We start from the raw sequence: 19,603 nt of genomic DNA, 5'->3' as shown, positions 1-19,603 counted from the left end.
CTCAGGCTCCGGCAATGTCATGTAAAGCCTGAATCACACGTTCGACATCCTGATCCGTCATTGACGGAAACAGTGGAATCGAACACATCTGCTGGCTGTTAAGTTCACTGGCGGGAAGACGTAAATCGGGATAGTGCTCGCGATAATATTTATGGGTATGCGCCGCACGGAAATGCAATCCGCTGCCGATATCCCGCGTCTTCAGTGCCTGCATAAAGGCATCGCGCGACAGACCGCAGCGCTGTTCATCAATGCGAATAATAAACAGGTGCCACGCATGCTGATGTGGCCAGGCGGGCAGTGACAGCGGCGTGAACGGCAGCGTGCGCAGCGCTTCAAGATAGCGTTCAGCAATCTCACGGCGGCGGGCAATAAAGCCCGGCAGTTTCTGTAACTGCACCAGCGCAATCGCCGCGCTGATATCGGGCAGATTATATTTAAAGCCCGGCATCATGACTTCCGCCTGCGGCAGACGCCCCTGGGTATGACGATCAAACGCATCCACCGCCAGGCCATGAAACTTCAGGCTGCGTATACGATCGGCGAGAGTGGCGTCATCGGTCACCACCAGGCCCCCTTCCGCGCAGGTGATATTCTTGATGGCGTGGAAAGAGAAAATCGCCGTACCACGATGCCCGATCGGTTTTTGGTGATATGTGGTGCCCACCGCGTGAGCCGCATCTTCAATAATGGCAATCCCACGCTGCTCAGCCAGTTGATAGATTGACGCGAGATCGGCAGGTGCACCAGCGTAATGCACCGGAATAATCGCGCGGGTGCGGGGCGTAATCGCCTGCGCTATCCGGTCCGGCGTGACCATCAGGTTGTCGGGATCCACATCAATCATCACCGGCGTGGCACCCAGAAGCGTGATCAGGTTCAGGGTAGAGACCCAGGTCATGGACGGCGTGATCACCTCATCGCCAGGCCCGATCCCCATCGCCATCAGCGTGACATGCATTCCGGCAGTGGCAGAGCTTACTGCAATGGCGTGCTGGTTGCCGGTCATCTGAACAAAGGCCTGCTCCAGTTCGGCGCATTTTGCCCCGGTCGTTATCCAGCCAGAGTCAAATACCGCTTTAACAGCAGCCAGCTCTTCATCACCGAATGAAGGCCGGGAAAATGGCAAAAAATCCATGCTAAAACTCCTGCAGATCAAACCCATAAGCTGTCGCGCGTTGTTAATCAGGCACAACGCCGGAAAATAATTGAAATAGCGAATGACTCACAGTCGGCCAGGGTGTTATCGACACCACGCTTTCCCGTTCTGGAATTAAGGTTACCGGACTGCTAATACAAACTACCGTATGAAAGTTAACTGAACATTAAATGAAGAGTGTGAATTGAAATAAAATCAAGGGAGAGCAAGTTAAGAATTTCAGAAAAAGTTCACTATTAAATGGCTAATAATAGCCCTGGCATCAACTCTTTTTGATTTATTGATATTTTGTTTAAAAACAGCAGGCTCTGCCAGTCACCAGAGCAGGATTCAGCTCATCCGGATGAAGTCACTTCTGGAGAGAAAAATTAACACGCTGATATTGCTTGGCTAAATTCAGTCTGCTACTCACAGTATCACATCGGAAAAAAATAGCGCTCCGCTCATATCAGGAGAATCACAGATTAATAAAGCTGTCTTAATGTATTCTTAATATTTTTCGTTATTAATGTTCTGCCCTTACAATAATCATTACACTTTGGTGATTCTCAGGTGACAGTCAGTTAATATCTGTCAGATTATCTGTGCCTGTAAGGTAAAAACAGTGCTAAAAAAGTGAATAGGATCGCGGTTTCAGGCGTTAACGTTGGGTCTGCCTAAAAAAGAGAAAATAGTGATGATGCGTGCCGCCTGTTTATGCACTCTGTTAGCCCTGCTCAGCCCGGTGCTTTACGCCGCGCCGGTAACCTATGCCATTACCCCCGATAAAACGTCGATAGGCCTTTCATGGCGCGCCTTTGGTCACCAATTTTCGCAGGCCAGACTGCAGGGTGTGAGCGGCACGGTGACACTCAATCCTGATGAAGACCGTGACGATCGTATTGAAGTGACTATTCCGGTAGGGACGCTGGTGGCCTCGAACAGCCTGTTAACCTGGCAACTGAAAAGTAATCTGTTTTTTGATGCAGAGCGTTACCCAAACATTCACTTTGTCAGTAGTCGCGTGGCCTCACTGGGTGGCGGCAATTATCGTATTTTTGGTGTGCTGACGGTTAAAAATGTCAGCCGGCCAGTCGTGATGCTGGCCTCGCTGGACAGCGGAAAGACAATTGATCCGGCTTCAGGCTCGCTGGCGCTGCATGCCACCACCGCCATCTCCCGCTCAGCCTTCGGAATGGATCGGCTGGTCGGGGTGGTTGATGATCGCGTCAACATTGCGCTGGCCATTGCCGCGCAGGGCAGAAAGCCGCTATAGCGGTAACCGCTGAAGGGTCCGCCGGATTAACTGAATGCTGTCTGCAATGTTTCCGCTGTGGCAGCCAGTTGAGCCGGTGGGTTGCGGCCAATCAGCACATATTGATAGCCGTCACGCTTCCACCAGGCCAGCTGCATGCCATGGCGCTTTTCATGGGCGATGGGATTCGCGCTGTCCGGCTCAGGCGAGATACAGAGCGCCATCGGGCCATAATCAGCATGCAGCCAGGCGATTTGTGCAATCGACGTCCGTTCGTAGCGCAGGATCCGCACCATTTTTAGTTCAGCTCCTGGCAGGCTGAGTTGCTGTGGATGCAGCTGCAATCCTAAATCGAGTCGGGTACGGTCCAGCCCCTTCTGCAGCATGGCGGCGTCATCAGGCGTATCGGCCAGCGTTTCAGCACTGTAGAGCGACATATAACGCGCCTCCAGATCGCGGATATTCTGGCTTTCATCTTTCTCATCATCTTCCGGTCTTGCCAGGAAACCGATGCCGCTGCCCACCAGCAAAAAGCTGACAGACGCAGCAATCAGTGCCCGACGGCTGTAGCCTTTGGCTGCCATTGACTCTGGTGCCGTGATGGCTGCCAGTTGCTGTGCCATTCTGGCCTGCGGTGCCTGTTCCAGCAGCGGCGCAAAAGCCTGTTCAAAATCGAGATTACTGTGCTGTAAATGCTCAACCCGTGCCGCCAGTTCGGGATCCCCTGCCATCGCCTGCTCAAACTGCACGGCTTCCTGTGGCGTCATCTCACCATCCAGCCAGGCAACGATTGCCTCATCGCGCCACGGTGGCGTAAAAGTTTCCCTGTTCATCTCCGTTTCTCCTGCGGTGCGGGCGAGGTCGCCGGCTGTCTGGCCAGCGTGGCACGTGCGGCGGCCAGACGGCTCATAATAGTGCCAATGGGAACCGAGAGCGTCTCTGCCGCCTCCTGATAGGTCAGACCTTCGACATACACCAGAAACAGTGCATTACGCTGCGCCTCGGGTAAGGCGTTAACCTGTAGCATAATGCGCTGGAAATGGCGGTTGTCGTCGCTGGTGGTGTGGTTATCTGCGGCCAGCAGCGCATCGGGATCCACGAATCCCTGTCCCTGCCGGACCTTTCGCGCCCGTAAATCACTGGCCCAGATGGAGTGAAGGATCGAAAAAAGCCATCGATCAATGCGTGTGCCCGGCGTGAACTGCGCGCTGCGTTCCAGCGCGCGTACGCAGGTTGACTGCACCAGCTCTTCTGCCATGTCACGGTTGTGTGACAGCACATAGCCGTAACGCCAGAGCCGCGTCAGATGTTCCGCAAGGTGCTGACGGATGTCACTGTGAGTGATTTTTCGCTCCTCCCTGCCGCATCAGACCTCGGGGTGGCCATTGATTGCGGCCTGCAGATCGCGGTACTCCTCGCAGTCTGTGCCACAAATCCCGGCAATGGTTTTTAACTGTTCACGCGCCAGATCCGGACGCCCTTTGATCATCCAGGCTTCGCCCAGATATTCACGCACTTTAGCGTAACGGGGATCCAGTGCAATGGCGCGCTGATAATAGCCAATGCCCTCGTCCGTGCGGCCCAGTTTACGGGTGGCGTAACCACGATAGTTCCAGGCTTCACGGGTATCCTGATTTTTCAGCGTATCCAGCAGGTTCAGCGCCGCCTGATATTCGCCCTTTTTCGCCAGATGCCAGGCATAGCGGGTTTTATCGTCGTCACTCAGCTTGCTGGTCTTCTCAGGCACACAACTTTTAGTGTGACTATCATAGACCTGACCTTTGGGGCAGTCAGGCGTCTTTTTATCACTGTCATTGTCGCCCATCGCCATACTCAGCGGAGAGTGCAGCATCAGCAGCAGTGCCGGAACGGCAAGCAGAGAAAAACCAGAACGCGTTGTCATAATTTATCCTTATCGGGTCTGTGAGACAGGCGATAAAGCCCGCCGGATGCAGTCCGCTAGCGCGGCGCTGTACGGTAAACAGCTCAGCGCCGGTTTCTATTCGATAAAAATAAAATTATTTTTTGCCAGGGTGCCACGCTGAATCAGAACGGTAGTTTTTCCACCGCACAGAAACGCCGTTCCGCCAGGGAGATCACCGCAGCTTCCGCAATCGCCTGGGCTTTCAGTCCATCCTCAAGGCCAGGAAGATCGTCAACCTGCTCACCGTTCAGCGATCGGATAAATGCATCCAGATGAGCATAATAAGTTGGCTGCACCCGGCTGAACCAGTCGGGCAACAAGCCTGGCTGCTGAATCTGCGCACCCTGATAGCAGCTGACGCCGCGCTGTGGCTGAGAGGCTGATTCCAGCATCCCGTGCGGTCCCATCACACTGATGCGTTCATCGTAGCCATAGCCGGTGCGGCGGACATTATCGAGCTGTGCCAGCGCCCCGCCCTGCAGCCGCAATAGCAGCGTGCTGGTGTCCACGTCGTCAAATTCGCTGATCGAGGGCAGAGCCAGCGCTGCACCCATCGCTGCCACCTCTGTCACCTCCTCTTCAGTCAGCCAGCGCAGCAGGTCAAAAAAGTGGATAGCCTGATCGCGCATCTGTCCCCCGGACGCCTGAAGATAGGCCAGCGGCGGCATGGCTGAGGAGCGGCAGACCATCTGAATCAGTTCCGCCGGGCCGATCCGCCCCTGGCGGAGTTGTTGCTTCAGCTGCTGATGGCTGACATCAAAACGGCGATTAAACCCTACTGTAACCGGCACGTTGTAAGGAAGAACATTAGCCACGGCAGAGCGGGCCCGCTCAAGAGAGAGATCGACCGGTTTTTCACAGTAAATAGCTTTACCGGCGCGGGCTGCTGCTTCCAGTAAGTCAGCATGTGTCGGCGTCGCGCTGGCGATCAGCACCATATCAATCTGCTCATCATTTATCGCCTCAGTGACAGACGCGGCCCGGGCACCAAAGCGGGTCGCAAAGGCAGCGGCGCGAGTGGGTTCTGCATCCGCGACCCATACCAACTCAACTCCGGGGTGCGCCTGAAGATTCGCGGCATGAACTTCACCAATAAAGCCACACCCCAGCAGGGCAACACGTTGCTTTTTATTCATTTTTTTGAACTCCATCATAGTTCGGCAGAAAGATGCATCTGCAGGATAACGCTGCGTTTTACACTGGCGGCACGGTGTTTTGAGGTGTTTACCTCACAGGAGAGCGGCATGTCGCTGAAAGAGGTCGCCCGACGGGCAGGTGTGGGACTGGCAACCGTGGATCGGGTGCTCAATGAACGTGGCGGCGTCGCGCCGGAGACGGTTCACAGGGTGCTGCAGGCAGCACGTGAAGTCGGGCTGAAGCGGATCCTGCCGGAGGAGCATCGTCATCCGTGGCAGATAGAACTGCTGCTGAGCAGCAACGATTCGTTTTTCTTTAAGCAGCTGGCACAGGATTTTACCGAGGTCGCCTCGCATCTGGGCTATCGCCGGTTAACGCTGCGCCGCACTTTTGTCCCCGAGGCTCAGCCAGAACGACTGGCAAAGCTAATCAGGCAGGGCGGTGAAACGCGGGATGGTCTGATCGTTTTTGCCCATGAACATCCGGCGATCTATGAGGCGCTGGACCATTGCCAGGCGCGTGGCGTACCGGTGATCTCGCTGGTCACCGATTTACCCGGTGCCGCCCGGCTCTGTCATGTGGGGATCAATCAGCTGCAGGCAGGGCGTACAGCCGCTCAGCTGATGGGCAAAATGCTGCATCAACCCGGTGAGGTGTTGATGGTCAGTGGGCACCGGGATTACAGCGCACATCGTCAGCGTATTGAAGGGTTCCGTGACCTGATAACCAGTCGGTTTCCCCATCTTCAGTTACGTGAAGTTCTGGCCGCCCAGGAAAATCGCGACACCCTCAGTAAGTTGCTGGAGAAGCAGCTGGTTCAGAGCGGTCATCTCCAGGGCATTTATAACACCGGGCTGGGGAATACCGAGATCGGGCAGGCGCTGGCACGACATCGTCGGCTGAATCAGTGCATCTGGATCACTCATGAGCTTTACGCCACCACCCGCACGCTGATGGCGCAGCAGAGCGTTGCGCTGACACTGGATCAAAACACCGGGCAGCATGCCCAGCTCGCGCTGCAGCTGATGCTGAATTATCTGGAGCAGGGAGAGAGACCCGATATCTACATTAACGGAAAAGTGAATTTCATCATTTATACGGCAGAAAACTGTCTGTAAAGATTGCCCGTTGTGTCATATCCACCGGTAAAGAAATATGCTTTACCTGCCGTCGATCATTGCATTCAGCACTATTTCCCGCGCGAGACAGTGCCCGGGAAAGTGGCTCACTGGCTCAAAAGTGCATAAAAAACAGCCTGCCACAGATAATCTGATCGCAGTGACAAGCTGAAACCGCCCCTTTATGTCAGATAAAAAATCTAACTATTATCTAAATATTAAAATATAAATCTATATATGCATTTTTTATGGTTTTAATATTCAGATGCAGAGTAATGACGTTAATATCGTATCCGACTGAACAAACAGCGAAGTGAAACGGGTGAATTAATGTGCGACAGAGGTGCGGAAACAGAGCAGGAATAACACTCGCAGTCCTGAACGGTTAGCCATTAAAAGCGTACTTTGCAGAGTTGATCAATATCAAAACTTAATGGGTTTTTATCGTCATATTCCTATTGGGTTTCACTTTCTGCCAGGTTGATGCTAAGTTCTCGTCGGTTTAAAACAGGGCAGTATGAAGAACCGTTTCACTGATATTACGGCCACCCTGAATTTTTCCTGCGCCAGTTCGGTGCCTGACTAATTAATGAGCGTATGATTTGGAAAAGTGTTTATATCCGGTGCGTACCAGAACTGAGAGAGTGCTGCACGCGGTGGTATTCGAAGTTGTCGCTAATGTGCTGGTTTTCTTTATCCTGATTATTTTTACCTCCGCAGCACCATCGCAGTCGTTGTTGCTTACATTGGTTTCATCAACTCTGGCTATGGGATGGAACTACCTTTTCAACCTGATGTTTGACAGTGTTCAGCTAAAAACAGGATTTAAAAAGAACTTGCGAGTGAGATGCCTCCATGCCGTTCTGTTTGAGGCGGGTCTGTTATTAGTGTTAATCCCCTTTGCAGCATGGTGGCTGGATATTACGCTATTCTCAGCATTGAGACTTGAATCCGGACTGGTGCTATTTTTTCTGACCTATGCTTTTCTGTTCAATTTGTTATGGGATTGGGGAAGATCAGCAAAATCAATGAAGATATTAAATTAATGTATCATGCCATTAAAATTTACTTTCAGAAATTAACCTTTCGCTTAGCCGGCTAATGGAACTTCGCGTGCGAGTGATCGCGCCCGAATGTATCCGATGCGTAAGGAAACAAGTATATCTGTTGTCAGGAGAAGCTTACTCTCGCCTGGCAGCATTGATATAACGGCGCGTCTGCATAAATTAAGTTCAGACTGCGTATAAGCTCATTTCACAGGTTAAAGCAGCAAGAATATTATGGACAAAGTCTACTATCTGAATAAGTTAAGGAACTGCCCGTCAACCGATATTCTGGATATCGTAACAAGCTATATGCGGAAAAAACTGCCTGGTGACGACCTCTCTTCATTTGAAGGCGCTTACGATCATCGTAAAGCCGAACTAATAATGAATGAAACCTACAGTGAAGTTCCTTCAGAAGTATGGAGACTGGTGTGCTGAGGCGTAAAAAGGAGGGCATGATCACTCATAACCCATTATCTGCTGAGGGCTGATCACCCTGCAGATCATCAATTCCTGATAATCCTGGCGCGATGCATTTTGATCTCCGTCGGGCAGAATCGGTGAACAGATAAATCAGAGCATCACCTTTAGTGCTGTGATGCTCTGTCATTCTCAACAAACGCACGACATAAAGCGCTGTAAGAAATAGTAAGACAAACCTGCCAGACCACTGTAAACCGTTTTAAATATGACGCCAAAACTGGCTTCATCTGTTGTATTCAGAAAAGCTCGTACAAATAATGCCTTCCGGACTCACACGACTACGATAATGATTATCTGTTCAGGCGATATGCTGCCAATTTAGCTCATGCTCCACCAGCACCGATCACGGAACGGCAAATCGTGTCAGGGTGATAAAAAAGGCTGCTCAGTCGTTAAGCAAGGGTGTATTAAGCACATTCAGATGATGCAATACCATTAAATTTAAATGTTGTTCGCCCGAACAGGGAGCATGCAGGCGAACAAAACGGGAATTCATTTCAGATGGTCACGATGATACAGAGCCCACTGCTCAATCCTTTCTCCAGAGGGTAGCAGGCAATAGGTTGTTATACCTGCCGAAGATTTTTCCTGGACCTGCTGACCACCGCGATTAACGCAATATTCACTGGCTGGATTACGCATTGTTAAACGCTGCGGTTCCTTGCTGTTCGGTGTGCAGGCGATAAGTAGTGAAGCCAGTAACATCAGTGAAACTCCTGCTAACCTGTTTGTGACGGTCATAAAACCTCTCTTAACCTTATTTTTGTGAATTAAGCATTTACCCTCCAGTGGTGTGATTAAGTCTGATAGCACAACAACGACTTTATCAGGAATCCTCCTTTCTCCTGCCACATGTTAACCTCAGGGGTGACAATCATCATGTTTCCATTCTGCCGTCCACTCTGCACTCACCACTGCTGGTAGCGATACATAATTATAGCGTGCTGCCACTAAACCCGCGCTTAACAACCTCACGCGACACATAAGCAGATAGACCTTTAATGCAGTGATTAAAAAATGAATAAAGCCAAAATTAGAATGCATGTGAAGATAATTAACAAAAACCCCATTATTACAATCGATGCATTATCTTAATTTTTAATGGAAATTCATCGCGGATACGGCATCGCCTTTAACGTTTACTTAAAACAGGCACACTTGCGATGCCTTTACATAAATCCTTTTCCCGCTGCATAATCCCGCAACATTTGTATGCGCACTGCCATTAATGGGATCAATAAAACCTACAACTTATTGGTATCGCTTAAATATCGCTGCTGCTTAACACCTGAATAACAACTCACGATTCAGGTGCCATTTAACGATCAGACTATCAATAAATTCTTAAGGAAGAGTGACTGAGATGAATAATAAATTCCCGCGAAATAAAATCGCAAAAGCATTAATGCTGGCAAGTGGGATGGGGGTTGTGCCTCTGATTAGCTATGCTGCAGTCATCGGAAGCCAGACAGGCAATGAGATCATCTTAACTGATGGCACCACGCTGATTGCCGACCAGTCATCTGGCGACGGTTATTATGGCATCCTGGTTAATGGCGCTACCGCCGCAACGGTTACCATCGGCAGCGGCAGCACAGTTCGCGTGACAGATGCTGAACGTTATGCAAAAGGGATTTTTATTGAAGCGGCAAACAGTGAATTTACTGCAGATAAGTTAACCCTCAACGTTTCCGGTAAAACAGCGGTCGGCATTGAGTTCGGCGGAAAAAATGTAACCGCCAGTTTAGGATCAGGTTCCTCGGTCACCACGGTAGCATCAGGTGATTCTTTCGCCGAGGGCGTCGTTGTCAGCAATAGTTCCTCGCTGCAGGCAAATAACCTGCAAATAAGCACCCAGGGCACTGGCGGAACGGCTCTGCGCGTCAGTGGTTACGGAAGTCACGCCAGTCTGGGCGACGACAGTAATTTACAGACGAATGGTCTTAACAGTAATGCCGTTCAGGTTGATAACCTGACCGGTGAGTCGATTAATGGCGTGGCCACGTTGAAAGCAAATGCATTGACGATCAACACCCTTGGCAATAATTCGCAGGGTATTAATATCCAGGATAATGGTTCGGTTGATCTGGGCAGCAACTCGACCATTATTACCACTGGGGATCTTTCTGCTGGCATCTGGAGCTGGGGTGAGCTGAAGGCCGATCATCTGACAATCAGTACTGCGGGTGAGACCTCTGCAGGTCTGTCAGGCCGTGACAACAGCCTCTCAAACATTGGTGCTGGTAGCGTGATCTCCTCTGATCAGACTGGCGGCATTGTGGCTATGGGCGACAATGCCATCGTTAACTTCATTGGCAGTGAAGAAGAACGCAATACGGTCTATTCAGCAGGTTTTTATGGCGTATCCGCACAGTCAACCGGCGCAACCATTAATCTGCAGAACACCGATATTATGATGAAAAATGTGGATACCATGACCCTGGGTATTTGGTCCACAAGCGGTGGCACAGTTAACGGTGATGCAGTGACCATTACCGGCCCGGAGAATGCTACAGGTGTCTACGCCATGGCTGGTGGTAAAGCGAATCTTACGGGTGATTTGACCATTGATATGAGCTCCCCGGATGGGATAGCCATGGCTACGCAATATGATGATGGTTATGCAGCAGGTGTCATCACCACCGACGGAAAAGCGCAGATCGTTGGTAGCGTTTTATCCCGGGCCGGTCTCATCGACCTCAATCTGACATCGGGTTCACTCTGGTCTGGCAGCACCAGCAGCGATAACGTCAATAATGGCCATCTGAACGTTAATCTGACCGACAGCACCTGGAATGTATCGCGAACATCCAATGTCGATAATCTGACATTGAGTAACTCGCTGGTTGACCTCTCTGCAGCCTCGGATGACGCAACCTATTCAACATTGACTATCGCCAACCTCAGCGGCAGCGGCGACTTCGCCTTGCGCACCAATCTGGCAGGCGATGGTGCTGGCGTGAATAACATTGGCGATAAAGTTGTGGTGACAGAGAGTAGTTCCGGTGATTACGGTCTGACCATACAGAACCGCGGCAGTGCCGTCACCACTGGCAACGAAGTACTGACTGTGGTTGAAACGACTGATGGCATCGCCACCTTTAAAGGTAACGCCGACGTGGAACTTGGTGGCTATGTTTACTCGGTCAATAAGCAAGGCAACAACTGGGTACTCTCCTCACCTAAAGCACCAGAAACCCCTGAAGCAGATGATCCGGCCGTTATCCCTGCGGATGAGCCTGCCGCGACTCCTGCTAATGAGCCTGCTGCTACTCCTGCTAATGAGCCTGCCGCGACTCCTGCCAATGAGCCTGCCGCGACTCCAGCCGATAACGGTGGCACGGCGCCTGCCGGGCAAGACAACGCAACGTCCCCCATTACCAGCACGGCCAACGCAGGGGCTAACTTCCTCAACACTGGCTATCTGATGAACTATGCCGAAATGCAGACGCTGATGCAGCGTATGGGTGATGTTCGTCAGGGTAAGACAGCCGGGAATGTCTGGCTGCGCGCTATAGATGGACGGTTCAGCGGCTTTGATAATGGCAAGCTGAGCCGTTTCAGCCTGAACTACACCGGTTATCAGTTTGGGGTCGATAAACGTTTGTCCGATGAAATTCCGATCTATCTGGGCCTGTTCATGGGGGTAACTGAAGGATCGCCTCATTACCAAAATGGTAACGGCAACATCCGTTCTGAGCATTATGGCTTCTACACCACCTGGGTAAATGATGCCGGTTTCTATGTTGATGGCGTTGTGAAAGTCAACCGGCTAAGGAATCAGTTCAATGTTCACGATACACAGAATAACCAGGTATCCGGTAACGGTGTCTCTTCAGGTCTGAGCGGATCGCTTGAGGCGGGCAAAAAGTTCAGCTTCTCTGATCGGCTGGCAGGTTTTTATCTTGAACCACAACTACAGCTGACAGCAGGTCATCAGGATGGTGCTTCCGTAGGTGCGTCTAATGGTCTCAATATCACACTTTCAAGCTACAAATCACTGATGAGCCGGGCAAGCGTGCTGGCAGGGTATGAAATCAATCAGAGCAATTACAAACTCAACACCTATGTAAAAACGGGTGTAATGCGCGAGTATGCCGGGGATGCTGCTTATGCTCTGAACGGATCAAATGAACGTCTTTCCTTTAAAGGAAATGGCTGGAATAACGGCGTCGGCCTGAGTGCCCAAATCAGCAGCCATACGCTCTTCCTGGAGGCCGATATGGTAGACGGAAAACGTTTTAACCAACGTCAGGTTAATGCTGGCTACCGTTTTAGTTTTTAGAATCAACGTGCAGCAAGCGCTCGTATAACAGGAGGTGTTAATGAAAAAAACATTATGGATGCTGCTGGCCTTGATCTGCTCAGGATCCGCTTTCGCACGGCAGGAGTCCACCATCGCAGAAGCAAAAAACATGCGAGACGAACGTCATGTTACCCTTACCGGTACGATTAGTGGACGGGCTGACGATGACCACTACTGGTTACAGGACTCAACGGGTCGTATCCGTATTGATGTCGACGAGGATGACGAAGACGACGACGGCTTCCTTATTGGTAAAAAGGTACGGATAACGGGTGAGGTAGATCGCGATGACGGGCATAGCGAAATCGATGTTGATCGGCTCTTCATTCTGAAATAATTCCGGACTTCTGTTTAAAAAAGCCAGCTATAGCGCTGGCTTTTTTACATTCAGGGCAGGTTTTACTTTTCGCGAAACGCTTCCTGTACGCGCAACAGAGGACGCAAGAGATATTGCAGCAGGCTCTTCTCGCCCGTACGAATATCAACGGTGGCCGTCATACCGGGAATAACCCGTAGTTCCTGACTGCCGCTTTTCGTCAGCGTATTATTTTCCGTTAATACCATCACCCGGTAATAAGTATCATCGACGCCTGGCCTGCGGGCAGCCTTACTTTCCTCATCTTTTAGCGCGCCCGAACTGATACTTTGAACATGTCCGGTCAGGCCGCCATAAATCGAATAGTCATAGGCAGAAATTTTTACCACAGCTTCCTGACCGGGCGCCAGAAAAGCCACATCAGAGGGCCGGATACGGGTTTCCACCAGCAGTTGGTCATCCAATGGTGTCACCTCCATTATTGCGGCACCAGGCTGGATCACACCGCCAAGCGTATTGATTTTAATACTGTTAACAATGCCTCGTACTGGCGTGCGAACTTCAGTACGCTCAAGCGTATCATGGCGGCCATGGGCAGTTTCCTGCAGGCTTGTCATCTCAACATCGACTTTGGACAGTTCATCGTTAGCCTCGTTACGGTAGCGGTTTTTTCGCTCGGTAATTTGCAATTCGGCATCATTCATCTGACGCTCAAGTTTCAGAACCTCAGTTTTTGACAGCAGCGATCTGGCTGAGAGCTGTCGCGCCATTTCAAGCTCTTTCTGCAGCAATGTTTTTGACTTCAGATAGCCTTCAATTGACTCATTTACCGCCCTTTTACGTAGTTTCCAGGCATCGGTTTCACGGGTAACCAGTTCAGGTACTTTCATGACCTCTGGCGGGAACACAAGCTCGCTGCCGGTCGCTTCTGCTTCAAGACGCGCGGCCTGGGCTTTCAGTGCCAGCAGGCGGTTAGCGCTTTCGCGGAAGGAGGCTTCGGCGCGCGTGGGATCGATTTTGGCCACAACCTGACCTTTTTCAACCGTATCGCCTTCATGCACCATTAACTCCTGCAAAATACCGCCCTCAAGGCTTTGCAAAACCTGTTCGCGGGAACTGGGAACAATTTTGGCTGACCCGGTTGTCACCTCTTCGATGTTGAAATTGGCGGCCCAGACGATTACCAGCACCATTAACGCCACGCTGCCCCAGGCAATAAATAGCCAGCCTTCCCAGCGATCCTGACGGGCGGCCCTCACCATGTCACTGGCTGTATGTTCGGTCAGGCGCTTTTGATCAACGTTTTTATCAGGGGACAGGCTGCTCATACTGTTACCTCGCCAGATTGTGGCTGACGCTCTGTGCTTATCTCAACGCCAGCATGTTTCGCTGCGTTACGCAGCACCGATGCGGCCGGGATCTTCCCGCTGTTTAATAAACCGATAATCTCTTCACGCGGCCCATCAGCTACTTTGATGCCTTCATCCATCACAATCACCCGATCAACGTATTTCAGCACTGCCGGACGGTGGGTCACGATAATCACGGTTCGGCCTTCCATTGCCGGGATGAGCGCCTGCAGGATAGTGCGTTCCGACCCCATATCCATCCCCGATGTAGGTTCGTCCAGTAGCAGAACATCCGGATTCGACAGAATGGCGCGAGCCAGGGCTATCGCCTGCTTTTGTCCGCCGGAAAAGTTTTCACCACGCTCACTGACAGGCATACCAAAGCCCATGGGATGGGCCGCGACAATATCACTCACCCCGGTCATTTTTGCAGCGGCCATCAGTTCTTCGTCGCTGGCATAGGGTGCTCCCATCACCAGGTTGTCACGCAGCGAACCATACATAAAACGTGGTTCCTGATTGACCAGCGCGATACGAGTCCGTAATTCCACCGGCTCGACCTGGCCAATATCTACGCCAGCAATGGTGATCGTGCCTGTTGTGGGTGGATATAGCCCAACCAGCATGCGCAGCAGCGAAGATTTACCGCTGCCCATTTTGCCCAGTATGGCAACCCGCTCGCCCTGACAGAACCGGACATCAAGCTGCTCAACGATGGCCGGTAAATCGTCTTTATAACGTAATGAAACGCCCTGACAGACAATCCCGGTCTGGCTGCCCTGGGGAAGCTGCACATAAACCTTCTCATTATCGCGTTCAGCAGGGGCCTGCATCACTTTATTGAGGATGGCCAGCGAGGTTTTTGCCTGCTGAATACGCAATCCCAGTGCGGCAAGCGTTGCTATGGGCATTATGGCGCGCCCCATCAGGGTCATAGTGGCAATGATGCCCCCCATTGAGATATCACCATCACCGACCAGATAAGCACCCCAGACCAGCAGAATAACGGTGCCAAACTGCTGGGTCGTCTGAATAACGCTTGAGCCCATAGTGGCAAGGAACCGCGATTTCATATTCACTGCAGAGAGTTTTACGCTGGCAACATCGTGTTTAGAGGCGACCAGGTTTTCAGCACGCAGAACTTTAATGGTTTCAAGATTATCCAGTGATTCAATAACCAGACCGTAACGGTTACTGCCTATTTTCATTGACTCTTCAGCGTGGCGTTTCAAAGGGATCTGCATCAGCAGCACCATCGCCACGATGACCACTAATATCAGGATCACACACCAGACCAGTGGCCCGGCAACCAGATGGATTACAACCAGGAAGAGTAAAACAAAGGGTAAGTCAGCAACCGTCGTTAAAGCGGCTGACGTAGTAAGCTCGCGGACGCTGTCAAAGCTTTGCATGACATTGCCAAATGCACCGCTGGATTGGGCTCGACCCGACATTTTGCCGTTCAGCACGTGACGAAAAAGTTGTGCGCCCAACACCAGATCGATCTTTTTACCGGCGCGATCGGTAATCCAGGCCCGACCCAGCCGTGCAGCCAGTTCAAACAGCAACGCCAGACTCACGCCGATAGCCATCGTCCAGAGTGTTACGTAGGTCTGGTTAGGCAGTACCCGGTTATAAACCGTCATGGTGAATACGGACATCGCCAGAACGAGCAGGTTAATAACGACTGACAATGCGGCGGCTTCAAAGATATAACGTTTGAATCCCCACAAAGTATTCCAGAACCAGTGCCCTTTACCGACATGGACAATGTCATCGGCACGATGATCAAGATAAGACTTAGGTCGCAGCAGCAACAACTCGCCGCTATAGTGCTGAGCCAGGCGAGCGAAATCGACCTCAACAGGCTGGCTGCCCAGTGCGGGATCGATAATGGCGCACTTCTTTTCGCTACACTGTGTCAGCACGCAGTAGCCCGTTTCCAGACGCATGATGGCGGGGAGAACAAAGCTTTTCACATCCGTCAGGTCAATCTTCTGCCAGGCAGCACTCATGCCGCGGCTCTGCAGCGTGCGCAATGCCCAGTCATTCTGGGCGCTGATATCAGCGTCTGGTGGAAATGCAGGCATACCCACACGTAAAGCATTTAGCGTAAGCCGGACGTCAAACAGGCGCAGTGCGCTTTGCAGTGCAACCAGCAAAGTCTCCTGCGTATCTGATGGCGATCTGGATAACACTCTGTTTTCAGCATTCAGTTCAGAGCCAGCAGGCTCAAATTGTATATCAGTCACAATGGCGTCCCCTGGACAACTAATTCATTCTGGTCTGGCGGCAAAGCATGACAGCGGCCAGAAATACTCGTTTTTTACGTCAGCGTGATTAGTGCACCGCTTCGATGGTATTCGCTGGTAAAGCGTTAACCTTCTGCACCAGTTGGCTGGTTTTACCCAGTGCCGCAACGATGTTCCATTGCGCAGCCAGATACTGCATCTGCTGCTCCTGATAACTTGCGAGACTGGTGTAATAGTCGGTAGCAAACGAGATTAAATCCGTTAACGGACGCTGCCCCGCGAAGAACTGTACTTCCCCCGCTTTCCAGGTTTTCAACGCGGTTTCTGACTGTCTCTGTAATGCATTGAGCTGGCGTTCACGAAGCGGTAAGGAGACCCACAGCTGATCCAGCTGCTGTTTCAATGTCCGGAGTGTTGCATCCTGATCCGCCTCTGCGGCAATGAGTCGCTGAGTTTCAGCTTTGGCATTTGCCCTGCCAGCCCCACCATCCCAAAGATTGATATCGCTGCTCACCTGTAACGTCACCGCTTTAAACGGTTCCATTTCACCGTTGCGCTTTGGACTGTCCATACTCAGTTGCACACTCCATTTCGGCCTGTTCCACTTAGAGGCCAGATCCACTGCGGCTCTCGCTTCTTCTTTACGCTCGCGTGAGACCGCCCAGTTGGGATTTTCTTTCAGTACCTGTTGTGCCTGTGCCAGTGACGCGGGCAACAGACCCGCTTTTTTCAGATCGGGCAGGCCTCTGGTGATAACAATCTCGTGGTTCAGCAGCGAGCTGAGTTGCTGCTGCGCTTGTATATAGGTGGTGTAGCTCATTTCACGACTGGCAATCACGGAATTGAGGCGAGTCGCAACCTGATTGATCTCAGAAGCTCTGCCGCTATCAATACTGGCAATATTCTTTACCCGATTAAGCAGATCCTGCAGTGCGTTAATTTCTTTATCCAGTACAGCGACAACTGTGGCATTAGTGGCTGCAGAGGTAAAAAGAGAAAGCACCTGCTCGTTGAGATTTTCGCGCGTGACATTTACCTGAGCCTGCTGCATGGAATAAGCAGCCTGCTTTCCGGCAACGCTCGCATCAGTACGTCCGTGATCGTAAAGTAATTTACTTACAGTGATATGCGGGGAGACCGGGTTATTCTCATAACCGGGTTGACCTGAATATCCTGATGCGCTGATACCCGTGCTGACCTGAAAACCATCAGCGGCTTTTGCCTGATCGATATCATACATAGCACCGGTGCTGTTTGATAAAGCAGACTTTACCGACGGATGGTCGGCTGTCATACGAATCATTTCAATAAAGTCCGTTGCATGGGCATTTAACAGGGGATTAAAAAATAGCAATCCCGCAATTAAACCATGCAGCGAACATCTGGATTTTGTAGTGAACAAGGTTTTTTTCATAGTTAACTCAAAATAACAAATAAAGTGGGATGGCTAATTTTCTCTGTCGCTAATTCAATCCTGCGACCGGAACTGTTTTAACCGCCCGACATGTCATATGGCAACGTTAATTCTGCTAAAAATAAATATTTAGGTTTTACATGCTACTCACATGCCTTTATTTATTTTTTTCATCTATGCAATCAGATCTGAGGCTCACCTGATGGGCCTGCCTTAAACAGGCCCATCAGGTGAGTTTGATGTGAAAAAAAGCTGGCGATGACCGAAGTCATCGCCAGTTCTATCAGATAACGTTTAAGCCATGCTGGATTAACAGCTTGACAGTGGTGTCATCATTATTGGTATAGACGTCATAATTAACGCCATTTTCAGTTTGTGCGGCTGAAGCCGTCCATTCTGATTTTCCAATATTAACGGTATCAGTTGCATTACTATTGTTTGAACTTCCAACATCTCCCGTAATATGTAATGTGTTCGCTTCACTACCATTATCTTTAGTAATTTCGAGCACATCGCTGGCGCTGATAAATAATGTCTGCGCCGTGTTATTACCCAGATGGATAGCTTCAATTCCACTAATTTTTCCTGATACCGTTCCGAGTTCTAAATCGTTATTAGAATCCCAGACCAGCGTATCGTGACCCTCTCCTCCTTTCACACTGCTAAAATGAGTACTGTTAATGACGATAGTATCATCGCCCTCTTTTGCATCGACGGAATTCGCGCCGCGTGCATCCAGTACATCATTACCTGAAGTGCCATTAAGATCGTACTGAGCAGGTTGATACTCAATATGCGTCGATCCCGTTTCAGACGTCAGTCCCAGTGTCTCGTTCAGATCAACTAAGCGGCCTTTGATTGCTGAGCCATCGCCGTCGCCCACGCCCTGATCGGTCCAGGTCACGTAGAGCTGACCGCCCGCCAGGAAGGTCGCATCGACTTCAACCTGCTCACCATAGGTCAGCTGGTTGATCTGGATCTGCTGGCCCACTTTATTACCCGCTGCATCAAAGTACTGTGCGTAGATACCGCTGGTACCTGCACCCGGTGCGATGTCGGTTGTTGACAGGAAAACGGCAATAAAGCTGCCGTCAGCCTGACTGACCACCCTCGCCATGTGCTGATCGCCAGCCGTCGTGGTGTTGATCAGGAATTCGCTGGTCAGCGCCGTACCGTCTGCCGCGTAGATGCGGCCCCAGACGCTGTAACCATTCTGATCCGGTCCGCTGGTATCGTTAGAGTCCCAGGTCACCACGTAGTTACCGTTTTGCAGCGCACTGACTGCGGATGACGCCTGATTGTTAGTCAGGGTCTGGTTCGCTACGAAGCTGCCTGTAACAGCATGCGTTGACGGATCATAAACTGACACACCAACATCATATCCGGTGGCTTTAATCGCATAAGTAATCGCAACCTGGCCATTTTCCAGCGTTGTAACAGATGGCAACGGCTCCCATTCAGGAATGATGGCATTTGCGTTCAGGGTCGTGGTTGCCAGCACGGTCTCCGCCGTGACCGGCGTGCCGTTTGCGTCATACTGACGGCCATAAACCGTCCAGTTGCCGTTCAGGCTCGCTTCCCAAACCACCAGATAACCGCCGTCTTCCAGCGAAGTGATCACCGGAACGCGCATTTTGCTGGCGGCGGTGCTGGAGTCCACATTGTACTCTGCGCCATTAGTCACGACGCCGTTCACGTTACCCGCACCGTCGTAGCTGTAGGTATAGCCCTGACCCTTGATATGCGCACCGGAATCCGTGCTCCACACCACCTGGAAAGTGCCATCTGACAGCACGGTAACCTGCGGCGTGATCTGGTCGCCCGCTGTGGTGGTGTTCACCGTGAACTCCGCCCCGACCGGCTGA

The 19,603-nt window shown here is 51.2% G+C and carries 15 protein-coding genes and 1 pseudogene; 6 read left to right on the top strand and 10 right to left on the bottom strand.

What is annotated here, in order from left to right:
• Nucleotide 1: 1 nt before the first annotated feature.
• Nucleotides 2-1,138 carry a UDP-4-amino-4-deoxy-L-arabinose aminotransferase gene (gene arnB, locus OK412_RS22675; protein ID WP_060678748.1) on the bottom strand — a complete coding sequence of 379 codons (1,137 nt, stop codon included), beginning with the start codon at nt 1,136-1,138 and terminating at the stop codon, nt 2-4.
• A 697-nt stretch (nt 1,139-1,835) separates the two neighbouring features.
• Here arnB and OK412_RS22670 point away from each other — a divergent pair.
• Nucleotides 1,836-2,414 (top strand): YceI family protein, encoded by a 579-nt coding sequence (locus tag OK412_RS22670; protein ID WP_264353657.1) that lies wholly within the window; start codon nt 1,836-1,838, stop codon nt 2,412-2,414.
• 26 nt (nt 2,415-2,440) lie between these two features.
• Here OK412_RS22670 and OK412_RS22665 read toward each other — a convergent pair whose 3' ends face one another.
• The 4 genes from OK412_RS22665 to OK412_RS22650 form a co-directional block, all read right to left on the bottom strand.
• Entirely contained in the window at nt 2,441-3,226 is a 786-nt protein-coding gene (locus tag OK412_RS22665; RefSeq protein WP_264353625.1) for an anti-sigma factor family protein, read from the bottom strand.
• Nucleotides 3,223-3,672, bottom strand: a complete 450-nt coding sequence (locus tag OK412_RS22660; protein WP_022624293.1) for a sigma-70 family RNA polymerase sigma factor — start codon at nt 3,670-3,672, stop codon at nt 3,223-3,225. Before OK412_RS22660 ends, OK412_RS22665 begins: the two co-directional genes overlap by 4 nt.
• 87 nt (nt 3,673-3,759) lie before the next feature.
• Nucleotides 3,760-4,296 carry a tetratricopeptide repeat protein gene (locus OK412_RS22655; protein WP_010257155.1) on the bottom strand — a complete coding sequence of 179 codons (537 nt, stop codon included), beginning with the start codon at nt 4,294-4,296 and terminating at the stop codon, nt 3,760-3,762.
• A 143-nt stretch (nt 4,297-4,439) separates the two neighbouring features.
• Nucleotides 4,440-5,453: a Gfo/Idh/MocA family oxidoreductase gene (locus OK412_RS22650; protein ID WP_060678750.1), complete on the bottom strand. Its 1,014-nt coding sequence runs from the start codon at nt 5,451-5,453 to the stop codon at nt 4,440-4,442.
• Nucleotides 5,454-5,561: 108 nt separating this feature from the next.
• Here OK412_RS22650 and OK412_RS22645 point away from each other — a divergent pair, with 108 nt between their 5' ends.
• The 3 genes from OK412_RS22645 (at nt 5,562) to OK412_RS22635 (ending at nt 8,056) form a co-directional block, all read left to right on the top strand.
• Nucleotides 5,562-6,572, top strand: a complete 1,011-nt coding sequence (locus OK412_RS22645; protein WP_264353624.1) for a LacI family DNA-binding transcriptional regulator — start codon at nt 5,562-5,564, stop codon at nt 6,570-6,572.
• Nucleotides 6,573-7,174: 602 nt separating this feature from the next.
• Nucleotides 7,175-7,618 (top strand): PACE efflux transporter, encoded by a 444-nt coding sequence (locus OK412_RS22640; RefSeq protein ID WP_033744181.1) that lies wholly within the window; start codon nt 7,175-7,177, stop codon nt 7,616-7,618.
• 234 nt (nt 7,619-7,852) lie between these two features.
• On the top strand, nt 7,853-8,056 hold the full coding sequence (locus OK412_RS22635) for an Hha/YmoA family nucleoid-associated regulatory protein (protein WP_010257166.1): 204 nt from the start codon (nt 7,853-7,855) through the stop codon (nt 8,054-8,056).
• Nucleotides 8,057-8,593: 537 nt separating this feature from the next.
• Here the strand turns inward: OK412_RS22635 and OK412_RS22630 are convergent.
• Nucleotides 8,594-8,806, bottom strand: a complete 213-nt coding sequence (locus OK412_RS22630; RefSeq protein ID WP_228312813.1) for a DUF333 domain-containing protein — start codon at nt 8,804-8,806, stop codon at nt 8,594-8,596.
• Between the two features lie 658 nt (nt 8,807-9,464).
• Between OK412_RS22630 and OK412_RS22625 the strand changes: the two genes are divergently transcribed.
• Together OK412_RS22625 and OK412_RS22620 are read left to right on the top strand one after the other, a co-directional pair.
• Nucleotides 9,465-12,386 carry an autotransporter outer membrane beta-barrel domain-containing protein gene (locus OK412_RS22625; protein ID WP_264353623.1) on the top strand — a complete coding sequence of 974 codons (2,922 nt, stop codon included), beginning with the start codon at nt 9,465-9,467 and terminating at the stop codon, nt 12,384-12,386.
• A gap of 40 nt (nt 12,387-12,426) precedes the next feature.
• The gene (locus tag OK412_RS22620) at nt 12,427-12,744 is read left to right on the top strand and encodes a NirD/YgiW/YdeI family stress tolerance protein (protein ID WP_033760000.1); all 318 of its coding nucleotides are present in this window, start codon (nt 12,427-12,429) and stop codon (nt 12,742-12,744) included.
• A 62-nt stretch (nt 12,745-12,806) separates the two neighbouring features.
• Here OK412_RS22620 and OK412_RS22615 read toward each other — a convergent pair whose 3' ends face one another.
• From OK412_RS22615 to OK412_RS22600, 4 genes and pseudogenes are all read right to left on the bottom strand, one after another.
• On the bottom strand, nt 12,807-13,916 hold the full coding sequence (locus OK412_RS22615; RefSeq protein ID WP_187489100.1) for an HlyD family type I secretion periplasmic adaptor subunit: 1,110 nt from the start codon (nt 13,914-13,916) through the stop codon (nt 12,807-12,809).
• 131 nt (nt 13,917-14,047) lie between these two features.
• Nucleotides 14,048-16,324 carry a type I secretion system permease/ATPase gene (locus OK412_RS22610; protein ID WP_158601662.1) on the bottom strand — a complete coding sequence of 759 codons (2,277 nt, stop codon included), beginning with the start codon at nt 16,322-16,324 and terminating at the stop codon, nt 14,048-14,050.
• Nucleotides 16,325-16,412: 88 nt separating this feature from the next.
• Entirely contained in the window at nt 16,413-17,627 is a 1,215-nt protein-coding gene (locus OK412_RS22605) for a TolC family protein (protein ID WP_071778629.1), read from the bottom strand.
• Nucleotides 17,628-18,021: 394 nt separating this feature from the next.
• Nucleotides 18,022-19,603, bottom strand: a pseudogene (locus tag OK412_RS22600) (hypothetical protein); the annotation flags it as partial.

Origin of the sequence: Pantoea sp. JV6 (assembly GCF_025910055.1) — a bacterium.
Lineage (GTDB): Bacteria > Pseudomonadota > Gammaproteobacteria > Enterobacterales > Enterobacteriaceae > Pantoea > Pantoea agglomerans.
This window is presented reverse-complemented; position numbering and strand designations above follow the sequence as displayed.

Excerpts from the sequence above, each read along its gene's own strand:
- OK412_RS22630 (WP_228312813.1), bottom strand. The coding sequence starts at position 8,806 with ATGTTACTGGCTTCACTACTTATCGCCTGCACACCGAACAGCAAGGAA.
- OK412_RS22625 (WP_264353623.1), top strand. The coding sequence starts at position 9,465 with ATGAATAATAAATTCCCGCGAAATAAAATCGCAAAAGCATTAATGCTG.
- OK412_RS22665 (WP_264353625.1), bottom strand. The coding sequence starts at position 3,226 with ATGAACAGGGAAACTTTTACGCCACCGTGGCGCGATGAGGCAATCGTT.
- OK412_RS22645 (WP_264353624.1), top strand. The coding sequence starts at position 5,562 with ATGTCGCTGAAAGAGGTCGCCCGACGGGCAGGTGTGGGACTGGCAACC.
- OK412_RS22655 (WP_010257155.1), bottom strand. The coding sequence starts at position 4,296 with ATGACAACGCGTTCTGGTTTTTCTCTGCTTGCCGTTCCGGCACTGCTG.
- arnB (WP_060678748.1), bottom strand. The coding sequence starts at position 1,138 with ATGGATTTTTTGCCATTTTCCCGGCCTTCATTCGGTGATGAAGAGCTG.
- OK412_RS22605 (WP_071778629.1), bottom strand. The coding sequence starts at position 17,627 with ATGATTCGTATGACAGCCGACCATCCGTCGGTAAAGTCTGCTTTATCA.
- OK412_RS22620 (WP_033760000.1), top strand. The coding sequence starts at position 12,427 with ATGAAAAAAACATTATGGATGCTGCTGGCCTTGATCTGCTCAGGATCC.
- OK412_RS22635 (WP_010257166.1), top strand. The coding sequence starts at position 7,853 with ATGGACAAAGTCTACTATCTGAATAAGTTAAGGAACTGCCCGTCAACC.
- OK412_RS22650 (WP_060678750.1), bottom strand. The coding sequence starts at position 5,453 with ATGAATAAAAAGCAACGTGTTGCCCTGCTGGGGTGTGGCTTTATTGGT.
- OK412_RS22670 (WP_264353657.1), top strand. The coding sequence starts at position 1,836 with ATGATGCGTGCCGCCTGTTTATGCACTCTGTTAGCCCTGCTCAGCCCG.
- OK412_RS22615 (WP_187489100.1), bottom strand. The coding sequence starts at position 13,916 with ATGGTGCTGGTAATCGTCTGGGCCGCCAATTTCAACATCGAAGAGGTG.